The following is a 14,786-nucleotide window of genomic DNA, read 5'->3' as shown; positions in this document are numbered from 1 at the left end:
CCCGCTCTGTTTCGTGCTTTGCGGGGGATAGTGTTACGCGCGACCGTAGGCCTCTGCAATGGCCACCTGCATGGCGTCGCGGGGGGATTGCTCGCCCCAGATCGCGAGTTGCAGGGCGGGATAGTAGCGTTCGGCGCTGGAAACGGCGGCATGGAGCATGGTGTCGATCTGCTCAGGGCTGGCGACCTGACCGCCTGCGAGGACGAGGCCGTAGCGATAGACCATCAGCTTTTGCTCGGCCCACCAAGTGAATGCGCCTGCCCAGCATTGATCGTTGATTTCATTGAGAATTTCAAAGAGCACAGGGAGTTTGTCGGCAGGTGGGTCCATGTCGAAGGTGCACACCAGACGCAGGGTTTCGTCATATCCGGACCAAGCGAGGGTCAGGGAATAGGTGCGCCATTGAGCCTCGACGGCCATTGCGATCTGATCATCGCCGATGCGGTCGAACTCCCACTCGTGGTGCTCTGCGATATGTTCAACGATATCAATGGGATGGATGTCATCCTGCAAGAACTGTTCTGAAAGTGCCATGGCGCCGCCTCATTTGCTATAGCGCGGGGGTGGCGATGCACCCCTAGCGCTAGGTGCCTGCTCTACGGACGGGGGCCATTCCCCTCGCCCATACCAGATATGGTGCGGGGTTTGATGCGTCCTGTAAAGCTATTTGTTGGGGGAAGGAGCAATATCTTGTGGATGGAATGATTGCTGCCGCAAGAGAGAGCGGAGGGGGGCGGGATTCGGAGAGATGTACGGTTGTGCGGTTTGAGCGTACGTAAGCGCGGTGGGGGGATGGGTATGTTAAGGATGATGGATTGGCGGGTTGGCACCCGCCCTACGGGCGATGCGTCTCCAGACCACAGGTCGGCGACCGGGTGGCATCGTGAGCGGGTTTAGCAGGTATGAGGGTTTGGTGGGTTCGCCCCACCCTACGGGATTGGTTCGCGCGCGGGGAGTTACCCGCGCTTTTCCAGTGCCTCTATGCGCGTCTTGAGGGCTTCGTTTTCCTCGCGGGCCTTTTGGGCCATGGCGCGGACGGCGTCGAATTCCTCGCGCGTTACGAAATCACGATCCGCGAGCCAGCGGTCGATGAGGGATTTCATGGCGGTCTCGGCCTCGGTCTTGGCGCCCTGAGCCACGCCCATGGCGTTGGTCATCAACTGGCTGAGATCGTCGAGCATTTTGTTACGGGTCTGCATCGGTTTCTCCGGCGTTACATTTGCTCTCTTATATGTGTCGGGAGGGGCGGATCACAAGGTTGACTTGGGCCAAGCCCAGAGGCAGAGAGACAGCTATGCAAGCCATGATCCCCTTTCCCGATATATCGCCCGAGATTTTCACGATTCCGCTCTTTGGAATGGAGTTCGCGCTGCGCTGGTATGCGCTGGCCTATATCGTGGGGATCGTGATCGGCTGGCGGCTGGTGGTGGCGAGCGTCAAGCGGCCCGGGCTGTGGCCGGGCGGCGCGGCCCCGATGCGACCCGAACAGGTCGAGGATCTGCTGACTTGGGTGATTCTGGGCGTCATTCTGGGCGGTCGGCTGGGTTATGTGCTGTTTTATCAGCCGGGCTATTACCTCGCCAATCCCAGAGAGATTTTGGCCGTGTGGCAAGGCGGCATGTCGTTTCATGGCGGGTTGATCGGGGTGGTGCTGGCGGTGGTGCTTTTCTCGCGCAGGCAGAGGATTGCGTGGCTGTCGGTGGCGGATGCGCTCTGTATGGTGACGCCGGTGGGGCTGTTGCTGGGGCGGATTGCGAATTTCATCAATGGCGAGCTTTGGGGGCGGGCGACGGATCTGCCTTGGGGTGTGGCGTTTCCCGGGGCTGCAGCGCAGACTTGTGCCGATGTGATCGGGGTTTGCGCGCGGCATCCCTCGCAGCTCTATGAGGCGGCGCTGGAGGGGTTGATCCTTGGTGTCGTGCTCTTGTGGCTGGGCTGGCGGCGCGGCGCGCTGCGGCTGCCCGGCACGCTGACAGGGCTGTTTTTCGCAGGCTACGGTGTGGCGCGATTTCTGGTGGAATTCGTGCGCCAGCCGGATGCGCAATTTGTGGCCGAGGGCAATCCGCTGGGATGGGCGGTGCAGATGGCGGGGTACGGGCTGACCATGGGGCAAGTGCTGTCGTTGCCGATGATCGCGTTTGGTTTTGGCATGTTTTTATGGGCGCGGCGCGTGCGCAGGGCATGAGCAGTCTTGAGGCGCAGTTGCTGGGGCGGATTGCCGAAGCGGGGCCGATGAGCCTTGCAGATTACATGGCGACCTGTCTGATGCATCCCGAGTTCGGGTATTACACGACGCACGATCCGTTTGGGACGGCGGGGGATTTTATCACCGCGCCCGAGATCAGTCAGATGTTTGGCGAATTGCTGGGGCTTTGTCTGGCTCAGGTCTGGCTGGATCAGGGGCGGCCCGCGCGGTTTCTCCTGGCAGAGTTGGGGCCGGGGCGCGGGACGCTGATGGCGGATGTGTTGCGGGCCACGCGCGGCGTGCCAGGGTTTGGGGACGCGGCAGAGGTACATCTGGTTGAGGGTTCAGACGCCTTGCGTGCGGTGCAGCGGCGCGTGATTGCGGGCGATGTGATCTGGCACGACCGGGTTGAGAGCCTGCCCGACGGGCCGCTTTTCCTGTTGGCGAATGAGTTTTTCGATGCCTTGCCGATCCGTCAGTTTCAGCGATCTGGCGACGGGTGGCGCGAGCGGGTTGTCGGCGCGACGGCAGGCCGGTTGGCGATGGGGCTGAGCGGAGCGGTGACACGGCCCGCGCTGGCGGAGAGACTCGAGGACACGCGTGAGGGCGATATTGTCGAGACCTGCGGCCCGGCCGAGGCGGTGGCGGCAGAGATTGGCGCGCGGATCGCGGGGCATGGCGGTGCGGCGCTGATCGTGGATTATGGCGACTGGCGGTCCCTGGGCGATACGTTTCAGGCGGTCAAAGGGCATGTGCCGGTTGATCCCTTGGCAGAGCCGGGGGCGGCGGATCTGACCGCGCATGTGGATTTCGAGGCGCTGGCGCGGGCGGCATCGCCTGCCGTGCATACGCGATTAACGCCGCAGGGGGTGTTTCTGGAGCGGTTGGGGATTGGCGCGCGAGCCGAAGCGCTGGCGCGCAATTTGAGCGGACCAGCGTTGGAGACGCATCTGGCGGCATATCGGCGCTTGACCGAGGCGGAGGAAATGGGGAGGCTCTTTAAGGTGCTGGGCCTTTATCCCCAAGGGACCACACCGCCACCCGGATTGGAGCCATGACGCTAGAAATTCTGACCGCTGACAGTCTGGCACCGCTGCGCCACGGGTTTTTTACCCGACGGGGAGGCGCGTCGTCTGGCGTGTTTTCGGGGCTCAATTGCGGCCCCGGATCGTCGGATCAATCCGAGATCGTGCAGATCAACCGGGCGCGGGTGGCTGAGGCGATGGGGGTGGAGCCTATGTGCCTTGTCACGGTGCATCAGGTACATTCCGCCGATGTGGTGACGGTGACGGGGCCCATGGGCGAGCGCCCGCGCGCCGATGCGATGGTGACGGCGACGCCCGGCGTGGTGCTGGGGGTGCTGACGGCGGATTGTCAGCCGGTGCTCTTTGCGGACAGGCAGGCCGGGGTGATCGGCGCGGCGCATGCCGGCTGGCGCGGAGCGCTTGACGGTGTGCTGGAAGCGACGGTTGCGGGAATGGTGGATCTGGGGGCCGAGCGCCGCCGGATCAGGGCCGTGATCGGCCCGTCGATTTCGCAGGCGGCCTATGAGGTGGGGCCGGAGTTTATCGAGGCATTCATTGACGACGATCGCGGTAATTCGCGGTTTTTTGTCAATGGTGAGGGCGGGCGCTATCATTTTGACCTGCCGGGATTTGGCCTGCACCGGTTGCGGCAGGCCGGGATCGGGCAGGCCGAATGGACGCATCATTGCACCTATGGCGATCCCGAGCGGTTTTATTCCTATCGCCGCACCACCCATGCCGGTGAGGCGGATTATGGTCGTCTGATTTCGGTGATCCGCCTGTGATTGCGGCGTGATTCGGGCCGAAATTGTGAAAACAGTCTGGCAATGCGACTGCCACCCTCTGCGAATTTTGAAATATTTTAATTAAATTCAATGGCTTGAAATTTCAGAGGGGTCGTGTGCGGATGCCCTGATCTTGTCTGAATATTCACGATTTCCGTCAAACCTTGGCCTCAAACCCTGAGCATAGTTGCTGGTAACGAAACAATGAGTCCCGGCAAGACGGGGACTGAGACGAGAGGTTGGGATCATGAAAGCACGTTGGTTGAAATCGGTCGTGAAGCACAGCAAAGAGGCCACCCCGGCGCTGCCGTATCAGCGCGGTCAGCGCAAGATGTCTGTGCGGATCGTGGAATTGCCCAAGGCGATCAAGACCGCGTAACCGGTCCGAATGGTGGGGTGCCTCCACCTCAGGATTGGTTCGAAACCTCGATCAGATTGCCATCGGGATCGCGCAGATAGAGCGAGCGGATCGGGCCTGTGGCCCCGGAGCGCGCAATCGGGCCGAGTTCTGGCGTGATGCCAAGCGCCGCGAAATGCCTCTGCCAGTCCTCAAGCGCGGCCGCGCTGAGGAAGCACAGATCGGCGCTGCCGGATTGGACCCGCGCCGCCTTGGGGTCGAATTCTGCCCCCGCTTGATGCAGGTTGATTTTTTGCACACCGAATTTGAGCGCCCAGCGGGTGCTGCCATCGGCGGGGTGAAACACCTCGGGCTGCATGCCCAGCACGTCACGGTAAAAGGCGAGTGTGGCGGGGATGTCGGCCACGGTCAGCACCAGATGGTCAAGGGCGGCGATTGCAGGCTGGGTCATAGGGATGCCTCGGGTTTGAAATCATCGGGAATCCGGTCGATGCCGTCGAGCATCAGATCTGCCATCACCTGACCCACCTTGGCGGCCATGCCAAAGCCGATTTTAAAGCCACCATTGGCGAGAAATTCACCGGGCCGATACGGATGCGCGCCCAGCATCGGTGCGCGTGATCGCGAGCGCGGACGCACCCCGGCCCAACGCTCGATCACAGGGGCCTCGGCGAGACTGGGCAAGGCCGCCACGGCGCGGGCGACGACATCATCAAGCTGGGCATCGGTGCTGGTGGGATCGTCATAATAACGCTCGGACGTTGAGCCTATTGCGACGGTGCCATCCTCATGCGGCACGATATGCACCTCATTTGCGAAAATCTGCGGCTGGTTGCGGGCGTCAAAGGCCAACAGCGCGCCTTGCCCCTTGACCCCGTTGCCGACAGAGCGGGTATGTGCGGCGCTTATCTCCTCCAGCCCGGCGATGCCGGTGGCCCAGAGAATACGGCCCGCTGCGTGGCCCCCGGTCACAACCTCGGCGCCGCGCGCGCGCAGGGCGGCGACCAGAGCGGCGCAGGCCTGGCGGGGATGCAGGCGCGCGCTGAGCGTGTCATGGATGACCTGACCTGTGGCGCTGGGCGGGCACCACGGGCCAGATGCGGTTTCGATGCGCCAGTCCGCCTTGCCCTGCCAGAGCGTTTCGGCATTCAGGACGCGCGTATGGGCCAGCGCCAAGGCGGCAGCGTCGGCAATCGGTTGCAGGCGGCCCAAACGGGCGTAGCCGGGCGAGAGACGTGAGACATCTGCAACCTCGTCCCAGAACGGTTTGGCCATAAGCAGGCTTTCGAGTTGGAAGGCCTTTTTGGTGTTCCACAATTCGGGCACATGCGGGGCCATGGCCCCCACGATCCCCCCCGAGGCCCCTGCACCGGGGCCGTGCGGGTCGATGACGCGCACGCGCGCGCCGCGTCGCGCACAGGACCACGCCACCGAGAGGCCAAAAATGCCCGCACCCATCACCGTGATATCGACCATTGCCAATCCTTTGCCGTCGCGCGATGGTCGCGCGCGTTTCGCTCATGCTTTAGAGGATCATGCCATGCAGGACCAGACCGCAGACCTGATCTGGCGCGAGGGCGAGGTGCCGGTGTCGGTGCGGTTTGACGATCCCTATTTCAGTCTGGACGACGGGCTGGCGGAAACGCGGCATGTGTTTCTGGGCGGTAATGATCTGCCGGCGCGATTCCGGGACGGGTTCCATATCGCTGAGCTGGGGTTTGGCACGGGGCTCAACCTCTTGGCCAGTCTTGCGGCGTGGCGGGCCGCGGGAGTTTCTGGCCGTCTGCGCTTTACCAGTTTTGAGGCCTATCCGATGCGCCCTCAAGACATGCGCCGCGCGCAAGCCCGCTTTGCAGAACTGTTGGGGATCGGCGCGGATCTTGCGCCGCATTGGCAGGGGCGCGCGCAAAAGATCAGCCTGCCGGATCTGGACTTTACCCTGATCGTGGGGGATGCGCGCGAAACACTAAATGCTTGGCCCTGCAAGGCGGATGCATGGTTTCTGGACGGGTTTTCGCCCGCCAAAAACCCCGAGATGTGGCAGCCGGATCTGATGGCAGCCGTTGCGCGGCATACGGTGGTGGGCGGAACCGCCACGACCTATACGGCGGCGGGGTTTGTGCGGCGGGGGCTTGAGGCCGCCGGATTTTCTGTTACGCGGGTTCAGGGATATGGCCGTAAACGGCACATGACCACGGCTCGGAAAGACCGCTCGTGAAAGACCGCTCGTGACATTGCAAAACACCCGCTTGGGCATCTGGTTGATGGTGCTGACCACGGTCATCTTTGCCGTGCAAGATGGTATTTCGCGGCATCTGGCCGCCGAATACAATGTCATGATGGTGGTGATGATCCGGTTCTGGTTCTTTGCCGCCTTCGTGATGGTGATTGCCGCGCGCAAGGCCGGGGGGTTGCGGGCCGCCGCGCACACGACGCAGCCGCTGCTGCAGGGGTTTCGCGCCGTGCTGCTGGTCGCGGAAATCTGCGTGATGATCTATGGCTTTACCCTTTTGGGCCTGATCGAGGTGCATGCGGTTTTTGCCTGCTATCCGCTGTTGGTTGCAGCCTTGTCGGGTCCTGTTCTGGGCGAGCGGGTGGGGTGGCGGCGCTGGACGGCGATTGGTGTCGGGTTCATCGGTGTGCTGACTATTCTCGCGCCGGGGGTGAGCGTGATCGACCCCAAGGCGATTGTTCCCTTTGTCGCGGCGCTGATGTTTGCGCTCTATGGCCTGCTCACGCGCTATGTGGCGCGCAGGGATACGGCGGCCACAAGTTTCTTTTGGACGGGGACGGTGGGGTCGATTGCCATGACCCTCGCCGGGATTTGGTTTTGGGAGCCGATGTCGGGTGATGCCTGGGTGTGGATGATCACGCTCTGTATCACCGGGGCGGCGGGGCATTACACGCTGATCAAATGCTATGAGGTGGCGGAGGCGAGCGCGGTGCAGCCTTTTGCCTATCTGCAGCTCTTCTTTGTCACGGGGATCGGGATTTTCATCTTTGGCGAAACGATCCGCTTGAACGTGGCCTTGGGGGGCGCGCTGGTCGTTGGGGCGGGGCTTTTTACGCTCTGGCGGCAACGCAAGGTGGGATAAGGGCGCGCGCCTCGTGCCGCGCGTTATCCGGCAGTCTTGTCCATGACCCGCCATGTCAGCGCGGCGTCGGATTGGCCTGCGAAATCCTCGGCCAAGGCGCGCATGCGGGCGTGGTGAGGGGATTTGATGCAGACCGGATCGGTCGCCGCCGGATCGCCCGCAATCGCCATCGCCTGACAGCGGCAGCCGCCGAAATCAATCGTCTTGCGATCGCAGGAGCGGCAGGGGTCCTGCATCCAGTCAGTGCCGCGAAAGGCGTTGAAGGCCGCGCCCTCGTGCCAGATATCGGCCAGAGGGCGGTCGCGGACGTTGTCGAATGTCAGCGTCTTGATGGTCTGTGCCGCGTGGCACGGCAGCACCAGACCGTCGGGGGCGACGTTGAGGCCAGTCGAGGCCCAGCCGCCCATGCAGGTCTTGGGGTAATCTGCGTGATAATCGGCGGGCACATAGTCGATGACTAGTCGCCCCTTGAGGGCTACGCGGGCCTCGGCGACGATGCGGCTGGCCTCGCGTGCCTGCGCGCGGTCGGGCATGAGCGCGCCGCGATTGAGCATCGCCCAGCCGTGGAATTGCACGGTTGCCACCTCGATCCGGCGCGCGCCCATGTCCTGCGCCATGTCAATCGCGCGGGGCAGTTGGTGCATGTTGCCCCGGTGCATGACAAAATTGAGCGTGAGCGGAAAGCCGATGGCGGCGATCCATTGGGCCACCTGCATCTTGCGGTCAAAGCCGCCCTTGTAGCCGCCGATGCGGTCGGCCATCTCGGCATCGGTGCCTTGTAGCGACAGTTGGATATGGTCGAGCCCTGCGGCATCGAGGGCGGCCAGCCGTTTTTCGGTCAGGCCAATGCCGGAAGTGATGAGGTTGGTATAAAGGCCCGCGTCACGGGCGGCCCTGACCAGTTCCTCAAGATCGCGGCGCGAGGCCGGTTCGCCGCCCGAAAGGTGCAGTTGCAGCACGCCCAGATCGGCGGCCTGTTGGAATACGGAGACCCATTCGACGGTGCTGAGTTCGGTGTCGCGCGCGGTCAGATCCACCGGGTTCGAACAATAGGGGCACGATAGCGGACAACGATGGGTCAGTTCGGCCAGCATGGCGATGGGGGGATTGGCCATGTTAGCGCACCTCCAGAAAGCGGCGCTCGGCCAGGCCTGCCAAGAACTCGGCGCTGTCGCGGGCCACATCGTCGAGCGGCGCGTTGAACGTGGCGGCGAGATCGGCGGTGAGCGCGCCAAAGCTCTGCACCCCATCCACCCGGCTGAGAATCGCGTGACCGATGGGGTCGAGCCGGACGGCGCGTTCGGGGGCGAGCAAAACCCAATCCTTGCGGACGCGGTCATAGTGCAGGCGCACGCCGCGCGGCAGGAGGGGGACGGTGTCGGGGGTCATGCCGCGCCTTTGGCGAGCAGTCCCTCGCCGGGTTGCCATGCGCCCGGCGGGATGCGGGCGGGGGTGACATATGCTGAATAGAGCGCGTCAAGCTGCGACCAGAGTACATCGGTTTTGAAGATCAGCGCTGCGGCGGCGGCATCCTGTTTCTCGGTCGTGTCGGCGTGGTCGAGCACCCATTTGAGACCAAAGGCCACATCCTTGGGCGCCTCTTTCAGGCGGTTGCGGAAATAGGCGAGGCTCGTGTCATCGGCAAAGGCGTAATTGGCCAAGAGGCCTTCGATCCGCTCGGCGTGAATCTTGGGCGCAAAGAGTTCCGTCAGCGAGGCCGCGACCGCCTCGAGCAGCGGTTTTTCGCGGACAAAGGCCACATAGGCATCGACGGCAAAGCGGGTCGCGGGCAACACGCCTTGGGCGGAGGCCACATAGTCGGGATCGAGCCCTACCGCCTGCGCGAGGTGCAGCCAGCGGCGAATCCCGCCCTCGTTCTCGGCGGTGCCGTCGTGATCCTCGATCCGCGAGCGCCAGATGCGGCGCAGATCGGCATCCTCGACCCGGCTGAGAAAGGCCGCATCCTTCATCGGGATGCGGGATTGATAATAATAGCGGTTGATGACCCAGGCGCGCACCTGATCGGGGGTGCATTGGCCACCGTGCAAGAGGTGATGGAACGGGTGGCGGTCATGATAGCGCTCTGCTCCGATCTGGCGCAGGCGGGCTTCAAAGGCGTCGCGGGAGGCGGTCATGCTGTCAGCTCCATTCCATCCTGTCCGATGATCCAGCCCGCCGATTCGGCCTCGGCGCGCTCGGGCGTGGTGGGGCGCAGGACAGGGTTCGAGTTGTTCATATGGACATAGATTTTGCGCCCGATGCCCAGATCGCGCAATGCGGCGATTGATCCCTCTGGTCCGCACATCGAGATATGGCCCATGCGCCGCCCGGTTTTCTGGCTGAGGCCCATTCTGATCATCTCGTCGTCGCGCCAGAGCGTGCCGTCAAAGAACACCATATCGGCACCGCGCAGGCGGGTGGCGAGGCGGTCGGTCACAGCGGCGCAGCCGGGGATATAAAAGATGTTGCGCCCTCCGGCCTGAAGATGCACGCCGGTGGTCTGTTCGCCCTCAAGATCGGTCTCGACGGTCTCGCCCTCCATATAGAGCGGTACCTTGCCGGGGACCGAGAAGAGCGTGGCGGTGAGGCCGGGCAACAGGGTCACGGGCTGATCGAGTGCGATGGCGACGCGCGGCACGCGGGCGGTATCTACGGCCTGCATCAAGGGATTGGCCGCCAGAACATCGTGGATTTCGCCGGTGGCATAGAGGGTGAAGGGCTGCCCTTCGCGCAGGCTGAGCAGCCCCGCGACATGGTCGATATCGCCATTCGTCAGCAGCACGCCCGTGATGGGAGTATCGCGCAGGTTGCGCGGATGCAGGGCCGGATTGGCGGCGATTTGCGCCCGAATGTCAGGCGATGCGTTAAGGATCACCCATGACGCGCCGTCCATGGTCACGGCCAATGAGGATTGGGTTGAGGCGAGGATGTCACCCGCCCGCGCGAGATTGCAATTCTCGCAGCCACAATTCCATTGTGGCAGGCCACCACCGGCCGCAGCACCCAGTATCAGAGCCTTGAACACCTGTTACCTCGTTGCGGCCGGAGGGTTATTTCAGAACAGGACGCCGTCGCCTTCTTCGGCGGGGCCGTACATATTGATCTCCATTCCGCAGTTCAGTTCACGCAGAACCGGCTTGCTCCATGCCATCGTCTATCCTCCTCTTAGATATGGTCGATAAGGTGAGTAGATATTCCGATCCTCGTTATGTCAACTTTGCCATGGTCGTAGTGACCTACGACTTTAGTGCAATCAGGGGGAGAGGGGCTTGTGTCTCGGGCTGGACCTGAGGGAGACTGGCCCCATATCTTGGCATGTAGCAGCGGGGGCCGTCGGGGTGCAGGAGAAGGATCATGATCGAGCTGTTGTTTGTGGCCTGTCTGGCGCGAGAGCCGGAAATCTGTGAAGAGCGGGCGTTTCAATATACCGACCGCACCGCGCGCGGCTGCATGGCCAGGGCGATTCCCGAGCTGAGCAAATGGGCGCAAACGCATCCGCGCTGGCGCATTGCGCGCTGGTCGTGTCAGCCTCTTGGCGGGGCGAGGACGCGGGCGTGAGGCGTATAATCATCGCGATCATCTTGGGCGGGACGCTGGCGGCGGCGCCTGTCTCTGCGGACACGGCGCATGAGGGGTATGACCTGATCTTTCACACCGGGACATTGGCGGATTTTGCGCCGGGCGATGCCCTGCATTACGAGGGTCTGACCGGCAATGAGGCCGCGCCGACCGAAGCGCAGGGCGCGCAGGTCTATGCTTTGCAGATCGAAGCGGGGGGAACCGCGCGGCTGATGCGGGTAAAGGAGACCGGGCCGCAGCCGGTTGCCGGGTTTGACGCCAGTGTTGGCAATCCGATGGCGATGTTCTTTCTGGAACGGCTGGTGCGGGATCTGGCGCAGGCCACGGGCGGCAGCACGTTCTATATCCGCAACCGGATCAAGGAATCGCTGTTGACGCCGGTGAGCATTGCCCCGGTGCAGGTGAGTTGGGCCGGAGAGCGCCATGTGGCGCAGGAGGTGGTTATGGTCCCCTTTGCAGGCGATGAAAATGCCGCGCGGCTGGGCCCGTTTGCCGAATTGCAGGTGGTGTTTGATGTCTCGCAGAATGTTCCGGGTTGGTATTATTCCATGCGGGCCGAAACGCCGGAACGCGCCGGCGGTGGGCGGTTTTTTCAGGCAACGCTGCGGTTGACGGAGGGGAGGGAGTGAGCGCGCGCGCAGCTGCGGTGTTGCTGTGCCTCGTGCCGGGTTTGGCCGCGGCGCAAACGGTGGCGGAGCAACTCAACGATTATCCCACCGAGGCGCGGGCGGATTACGTCTTTGGCTGCATGGCGGTGAATGGCAACACGCGCGAGATGCTGCGGCGGTGTTCTTGCTCTATTGATGAGATTGCGGCGATCCTGCCCTATAAGGACTATGTGTCAGCCGAGACGGTTCTGGCGCTGCGCCAAGGCAGTGGCGAACGCATGTCGATGTTCAAGGCGGGGCCGGTGAGCGAGGGCATTGTTGCCGCTCTGCGCCGAGCGCAGGCCGAAGCCGAGATCGTCTGTTTCAACTGAACCTGTCTCAGGAGGCGCTGGACTTGGGCAGCAGTTCTTCGAACATGTTGCCGTCGGTATCTTTGGCCTGAATGCGCAGGTCGGGCGTGCCATTGTCGGTATAGCTGAAGCGGAACACCGGGTCTTCGGATATGGAAATGCCTCCCGTGAGAGAAAACAGCATCTCGTCGCCCTGCCAGACGGTGAGATCCTGAATGAAATGCGCGGGCACGAATAGCTGGGTGATCTGGTCGCGTTGCAGCCCCGAGTAATTCGGATGGCGGATCATCAGCTGCGCGTCGCGGCGGCTGCCGATTTGCACCGGGGCGCTGTCGAAATGGCGCAGTCGCATTTCGCCCATATGGGCCAGCGCCACCTCTGGGTCACGCGTGGCCGGAGCCGCGCAACCGCCTGCGGCCTTGACTAAGCGTCCGTCGATATAGCTGGCGTTCTCGGTTTCGGCGACGACGCGCAGATTGGAATAGGAATTCACCCGCACCCGCGTCTCAAAGCTGAGCGGGGCCATGGCGGGGCCAAAGGTGATCTCTGCCGCGAGCGGCGCGGGGTTTTCATCGATCACGATTTTCAAGGTTGTGATCGGTCCCGCGCTCTGATCAGTCTGGGTGATCACGACAGGCACGGTGGCCGCGTCATGCGCGCGGTAGGGGGCATCGACCGAGAATATGGCGCCGGGAGAGAGTGTCTTGGCGGTGTTGAGAATGTCTGACCGCAGATACTCCCAAGTCTCACCATCCTGAAGCGGGTTCCGCAGATCTTGGGCAAGGGAAGCCGTGCCGAGCGAAAAGCTCAGGCACAGGGCAGTCAGGGCAAATCGGGTCATCGGGGCCTCCGGATCGGGCATACTCGCACCATTGGACAATACCACGGATGCCGCGCAGATTGTATCAACCTTTGGTAGCAGGCGCGCGAAGGAGCGAAGATGTTTGAGGTCATGCTGAGCCTTTGTCTGGCGACAAGCCCTGAGACCTGCGTGACACGGCTCTTGCCGGTGGGGGCGACGGAATGTGCGCAGGCCTTGGTGCGGGCCCAAGAGATTGGGCCCGATTGGGGCGATACGCTGGTGGCGGGTGCGTTCGACTGCGTGCCGCGACCCGAGAGCGGGCTGACATTCGACGAGATCGCGCCGGGTGTGCATGTGCATCGCGGGCAGGTGGCGGATGTGACGCCGGACAATCTGGGCGATGTGGCCAATATTGGATTCATCATTGGACGCGACAGCGTGGCGGTGATTGATGCGGGCGGCAGCCGCGCGGTGGGCGAGGCGGTCTATCTGGCGGTGCGAGCGGTGACGGAAAAGCCAATCTCGCATCTGATCCTGACGCATATGCATCCAGATCATGTGATGGGCGCTGCGGTGCTGGTCGAGGCCGGCGCGCAGATCATGGGTCATCGCAAGCTGGCTCAGGCAGTGGCGGCGCGGGCCGAGACCTATGAGGACAGCTTTGCCCGGCTCATGGGGCCGGGGTTCATCGGCAGCCGGGTGCCCGAGGTGGGCGCAGATGTGGAGGCAGCTTCGCAAATTGATCTGGGGGGCCGGGTTCTGGATCTGGCGGCTTGGGAAACGGCGCATAGCGAGAGCGATGTGACGGTGTTCGACCGCGAGACAGCCACGCTCTTTGCCGGGGATCTGGTGTTCGACGCGCATAGCCCGGCGCTGGATGGGTCGATTCTGGGCTGGCTCCGGGTGCTGGATCAGATTGGGGCGCCGGTGCCTGCGCGCCTCGTGCCGGGGCATGGCGGGCCGGTTCTGGGCTGGCCTGAGGGCACGGTTGATCTGCGGCGGTATCTGGAGGTTTTGCGCGACGAGACCCGCGCGGCGGTGGCCGATGGTCTGCGATTGGGCGAGGCCATCGCGCAGGTGGGACAGGGAGAGGCCGGGCGCTGGGCGCTGTTCGATCTGTTTCACCCGCGCAACGTGACGGCGGCGTTTACCGAGTTGGAATGGGAGTAGCCTGCGTCAGTCGCTGGCCCGCCGCCAGAATCTGTGCCAGCGCATAGAGCCGCTTTTCCAGCAACACCGGCGTTTCGCAGGCATAGCTCAGCGAACGGCGGCGGTCGTCGAACACGCGCACGCGCCAGTCGAGATCCTCTTCCAACTGATCGATCCGGTCAAAATCAGGGGTTTCGGCCTTGGACATGCTGGCGATTTGAGTGCGCAGCGCGTCGATTTCCTGAGCCATGCGGCCCTGATTGCGGGCGTAGCGGGTGATGCCGGTCATGATTTCGCTGCGGCGCTGGTTGAGGCGCTCGAAGACGTGCGAGAAGATCGCGGAGTAATCCTCCTTGGCCAGATCGGGGGCCGCGGCCTCTACCGCTGACTCGGCCTGATCGAGGCTGATTCGGCGCAGCGCGAGCAAGTCTGCCAGCCGGGTGGCCGCGGGAGAGACCGCTTTGGTTGTGATCTGATTCTCAGGCGGGTGAGGCCACATCACAACCGCAGAAAGTGTATCGACACGGCGCTGAATGCAGGGCCAGTCGGGATCATTCAGTCCGGCTGCGAAAACTGGAGATAATCCAGTAAAAACAATAACTAAGATGGGTATTATCGATCTCATATCATGCTCTACGACTAAGGTCTCACTGAGTTTTGCCGCAATATTGGCACATATTGTCACAGGAAGAAACAGGCTGGTTTGAGGTGGTGACCTCAGGCGCATGCGCTCTGAAGTTGCGCTCTTGGAGCTGCACGGGAGGATGGACGGAATGCGGACACGCGCTGCGGTTGCGGTTGAGGCTGGCAAGCCGATGGAGATCATGGAGGTGAACCTCGAAGGTCCGAA

General features: G+C 63.0%; 21 protein-coding genes. 10 read left to right on the top strand and 11 right to left on the bottom strand.

Annotation, left to right across the window (positions count from 1 at the left end):
* Window positions 1-33: 33 nt before the first annotated feature.
* Both ACN0SW_RS18115 and ACN0SW_RS18110 read right to left on the bottom strand, forming a co-directional pair.
* Complete coding sequence (locus tag ACN0SW_RS18115; protein WP_417729336.1) at window positions 34-534, bottom strand: YbjN domain-containing protein; 501 nt, start codon at window positions 532-534, stop codon at window positions 34-36.
* A gap of 422 nt (window positions 535-956) precedes the next feature.
* Window positions 957-1,199 carry an accessory factor UbiK family protein gene (locus ACN0SW_RS18110; protein ID WP_417729335.1) on the bottom strand — a complete coding sequence of 81 codons (243 nt, stop codon included), beginning with the start codon at window positions 1,197-1,199 and terminating at the stop codon, window positions 957-959.
* Window positions 1,200-1,294: 95 nt separating this feature from the next.
* Between ACN0SW_RS18110 and lgt the strand changes: the two genes are divergently transcribed.
* From lgt to ACN0SW_RS18090, 4 genes are all read left to right on the top strand, one after another.
* Window positions 1,295-2,185, top strand: coding sequence for a prolipoprotein diacylglyceryl transferase (lgt, locus tag ACN0SW_RS18105; protein WP_417729334.1), 891 nt, complete (start codon window positions 1,295-1,297; stop codon window positions 2,183-2,185).
* Window positions 2,182-3,243 carry a class I SAM-dependent methyltransferase gene (locus ACN0SW_RS18100; protein WP_417729333.1) on the top strand — a complete coding sequence of 354 codons (1,062 nt, stop codon included), beginning with the start codon at window positions 2,182-2,184 and terminating at the stop codon, window positions 3,241-3,243. The genes lgt and ACN0SW_RS18100 overlap by 4 nt, the downstream gene beginning before the upstream one ends.
* A complete protein-coding gene (gene pgeF, locus ACN0SW_RS18095; RefSeq protein ID WP_417729332.1) occupies window positions 3,240-3,995 on the top strand; it encodes a peptidoglycan editing factor PgeF in 756 nt (251 codons plus the stop codon). Before ACN0SW_RS18100 ends, pgeF begins: the two co-directional genes overlap by 4 nt.
* A 247-nt stretch (window positions 3,996-4,242) precedes the next feature.
* On the top strand, window positions 4,243-4,374 hold the full coding sequence (locus tag ACN0SW_RS18090; protein ID WP_417729331.1) for a hypothetical protein: 132 nt from the start codon (window positions 4,243-4,245) through the stop codon (window positions 4,372-4,374).
* A 28-nt stretch (window positions 4,375-4,402) separates the two neighbouring features.
* Here ACN0SW_RS18090 and ACN0SW_RS18085 read toward each other — a convergent pair whose 3' ends face one another.
* Window positions 4,403-4,804 (bottom strand): VOC family protein, encoded by a 402-nt coding sequence (locus tag ACN0SW_RS18085; RefSeq protein WP_417729330.1) that lies wholly within the window; start codon window positions 4,802-4,804, stop codon window positions 4,403-4,405.
* A complete protein-coding gene (locus ACN0SW_RS18080; protein WP_417729329.1) occupies window positions 4,801-5,829 on the bottom strand; it encodes an NAD(P)/FAD-dependent oxidoreductase in 1,029 nt (342 codons plus the stop codon). The genes ACN0SW_RS18085 and ACN0SW_RS18080 overlap by 4 nt, the downstream gene beginning before the upstream one ends.
* Window positions 5,830-5,893: 64 nt before the next feature.
* On the opposite strand from ACN0SW_RS18080, the gene mnmD reads away from it, so the two are divergent.
* Window positions 5,894-6,571 carry a tRNA (5-methylaminomethyl-2-thiouridine)(34)-methyltransferase MnmD gene (gene mnmD / locus ACN0SW_RS18075; protein WP_417729328.1) on the top strand — a complete coding sequence of 226 codons (678 nt, stop codon included), beginning with the start codon at window positions 5,894-5,896 and terminating at the stop codon, window positions 6,569-6,571.
* Window positions 6,572-6,581: 10 nt separating this feature from the next.
* On the top strand, window positions 6,582-7,448 hold the full coding sequence (locus tag ACN0SW_RS18070; RefSeq protein ID WP_417729327.1) for a DMT family transporter: 867 nt from the start codon (window positions 6,582-6,584) through the stop codon (window positions 7,446-7,448).
* A gap of 23 nt (window positions 7,449-7,471) precedes the next feature.
* On the opposite strand, the gene pqqE is transcribed toward ACN0SW_RS18070, so the two are convergent.
* From pqqE to pqqA, 5 genes are read right to left on the bottom strand one after another with little or no spacing between them, the layout of a single operon-like run.
* Window positions 7,472-8,563, bottom strand: coding sequence for a pyrroloquinoline quinone biosynthesis protein PqqE (pqqE, locus tag ACN0SW_RS18065; protein WP_417729326.1), 1,092 nt, complete (start codon window positions 8,561-8,563; stop codon window positions 7,472-7,474).
* 1 nt (window position 8,564) lies between these two features.
* On the bottom strand, window positions 8,565-8,837 hold the full coding sequence (pqqD, locus tag ACN0SW_RS18060; protein ID WP_417729325.1) for a pyrroloquinoline quinone biosynthesis peptide chaperone PqqD: 273 nt from the start codon (window positions 8,835-8,837) through the stop codon (window positions 8,565-8,567).
* Window positions 8,834-9,583 (bottom strand): pyrroloquinoline-quinone synthase PqqC, encoded by a 750-nt coding sequence (gene pqqC / locus ACN0SW_RS18055; protein WP_417729324.1) that lies wholly within the window; start codon window positions 9,581-9,583, stop codon window positions 8,834-8,836. Before pqqC ends, pqqD begins: the two co-directional genes overlap by 4 nt.
* Window positions 9,580-10,473: a pyrroloquinoline quinone biosynthesis protein PqqB gene (gene pqqB, locus ACN0SW_RS18050; RefSeq protein WP_417729323.1), complete on the bottom strand. Its 894-nt coding sequence runs from the start codon at window positions 10,471-10,473 to the stop codon at window positions 9,580-9,582. Before pqqB ends, pqqC begins: the two co-directional genes overlap by 4 nt.
* 30 nt (window positions 10,474-10,503) lie before the next feature.
* Window positions 10,504-10,599, bottom strand: coding sequence for a pyrroloquinoline quinone precursor peptide PqqA (pqqA, locus tag ACN0SW_RS18045; protein WP_037246620.1), 96 nt, complete (start codon window positions 10,597-10,599; stop codon window positions 10,504-10,506).
* Between the two features lie 203 nt (window positions 10,600-10,802).
* Here pqqA and ACN0SW_RS18040 point away from each other — a divergent pair, with 203 nt between their 5' ends.
* Genes ACN0SW_RS18040 through ACN0SW_RS18030 form a run of 3 tightly spaced genes read left to right on the top strand, consistent with a single transcriptional unit; the run spans window position 10,803 to window position 12,006 of the window.
* The gene (locus ACN0SW_RS18040) at window positions 10,803-11,006 is read left to right on the top strand and encodes a hypothetical protein (RefSeq protein ID WP_417729322.1); all 204 of its coding nucleotides are present in this window, start codon (window positions 10,803-10,805) and stop codon (window positions 11,004-11,006) included.
* On the top strand, window positions 11,003-11,656 hold the full coding sequence (locus ACN0SW_RS18035; protein ID WP_417729321.1) for a hypothetical protein: 654 nt from the start codon (window positions 11,003-11,005) through the stop codon (window positions 11,654-11,656). The genes ACN0SW_RS18040 and ACN0SW_RS18035 overlap by 4 nt, the downstream gene beginning before the upstream one ends.
* Window positions 11,653-12,006: a hypothetical protein gene (locus ACN0SW_RS18030; RefSeq protein WP_417729320.1), complete on the top strand. Its 354-nt coding sequence runs from the start codon at window positions 11,653-11,655 to the stop codon at window positions 12,004-12,006. Before ACN0SW_RS18035 ends, ACN0SW_RS18030 begins: the two co-directional genes overlap by 4 nt.
* A 7-nt stretch (window positions 12,007-12,013) precedes the next feature.
* Here ACN0SW_RS18030 and ACN0SW_RS18025 read toward each other — a convergent pair whose 3' ends face one another.
* Window positions 12,014-12,826: a quinoprotein dehydrogenase-associated SoxYZ-like carrier gene (locus tag ACN0SW_RS18025; protein WP_417729319.1), complete on the bottom strand. Its 813-nt coding sequence runs from the start codon at window positions 12,824-12,826 to the stop codon at window positions 12,014-12,016.
* A 99-nt stretch (window positions 12,827-12,925) separates the two neighbouring features.
* On the opposite strand from ACN0SW_RS18025, the gene ACN0SW_RS18020 reads away from it, so the two are divergent.
* Window positions 12,926-13,957, top strand: coding sequence for a quinoprotein relay system zinc metallohydrolase 2 (locus ACN0SW_RS18020; RefSeq protein WP_417729318.1), 1,032 nt, complete (start codon window positions 12,926-12,928; stop codon window positions 13,955-13,957).
* On the opposite strand, the gene ACN0SW_RS18015 is transcribed toward ACN0SW_RS18020, so the two are convergent.
* On the bottom strand, window positions 13,935-14,363 hold the full coding sequence (locus tag ACN0SW_RS18015) for a hypothetical protein (protein ID WP_417729317.1): 429 nt from the start codon (window positions 14,361-14,363) through the stop codon (window positions 13,935-13,937). The two genes, ACN0SW_RS18020 and ACN0SW_RS18015, sit on opposite strands and share 23 nt — an antisense overlap.
* Window positions 14,364-14,786: the final 423 nt, after the last annotated feature.

The sequence above is a fragment of the Roseovarius sp. genome, assembly GCF_048262375.1.
Lineage (GTDB): Bacteria > Pseudomonadota > Alphaproteobacteria > Rhodobacterales > Rhodobacteraceae > Roseovarius.
The sequence above is the reverse complement of the archived record's forward strand: the minus strand, read 5'-3'. Positions and strand labels throughout refer to the sequence as shown.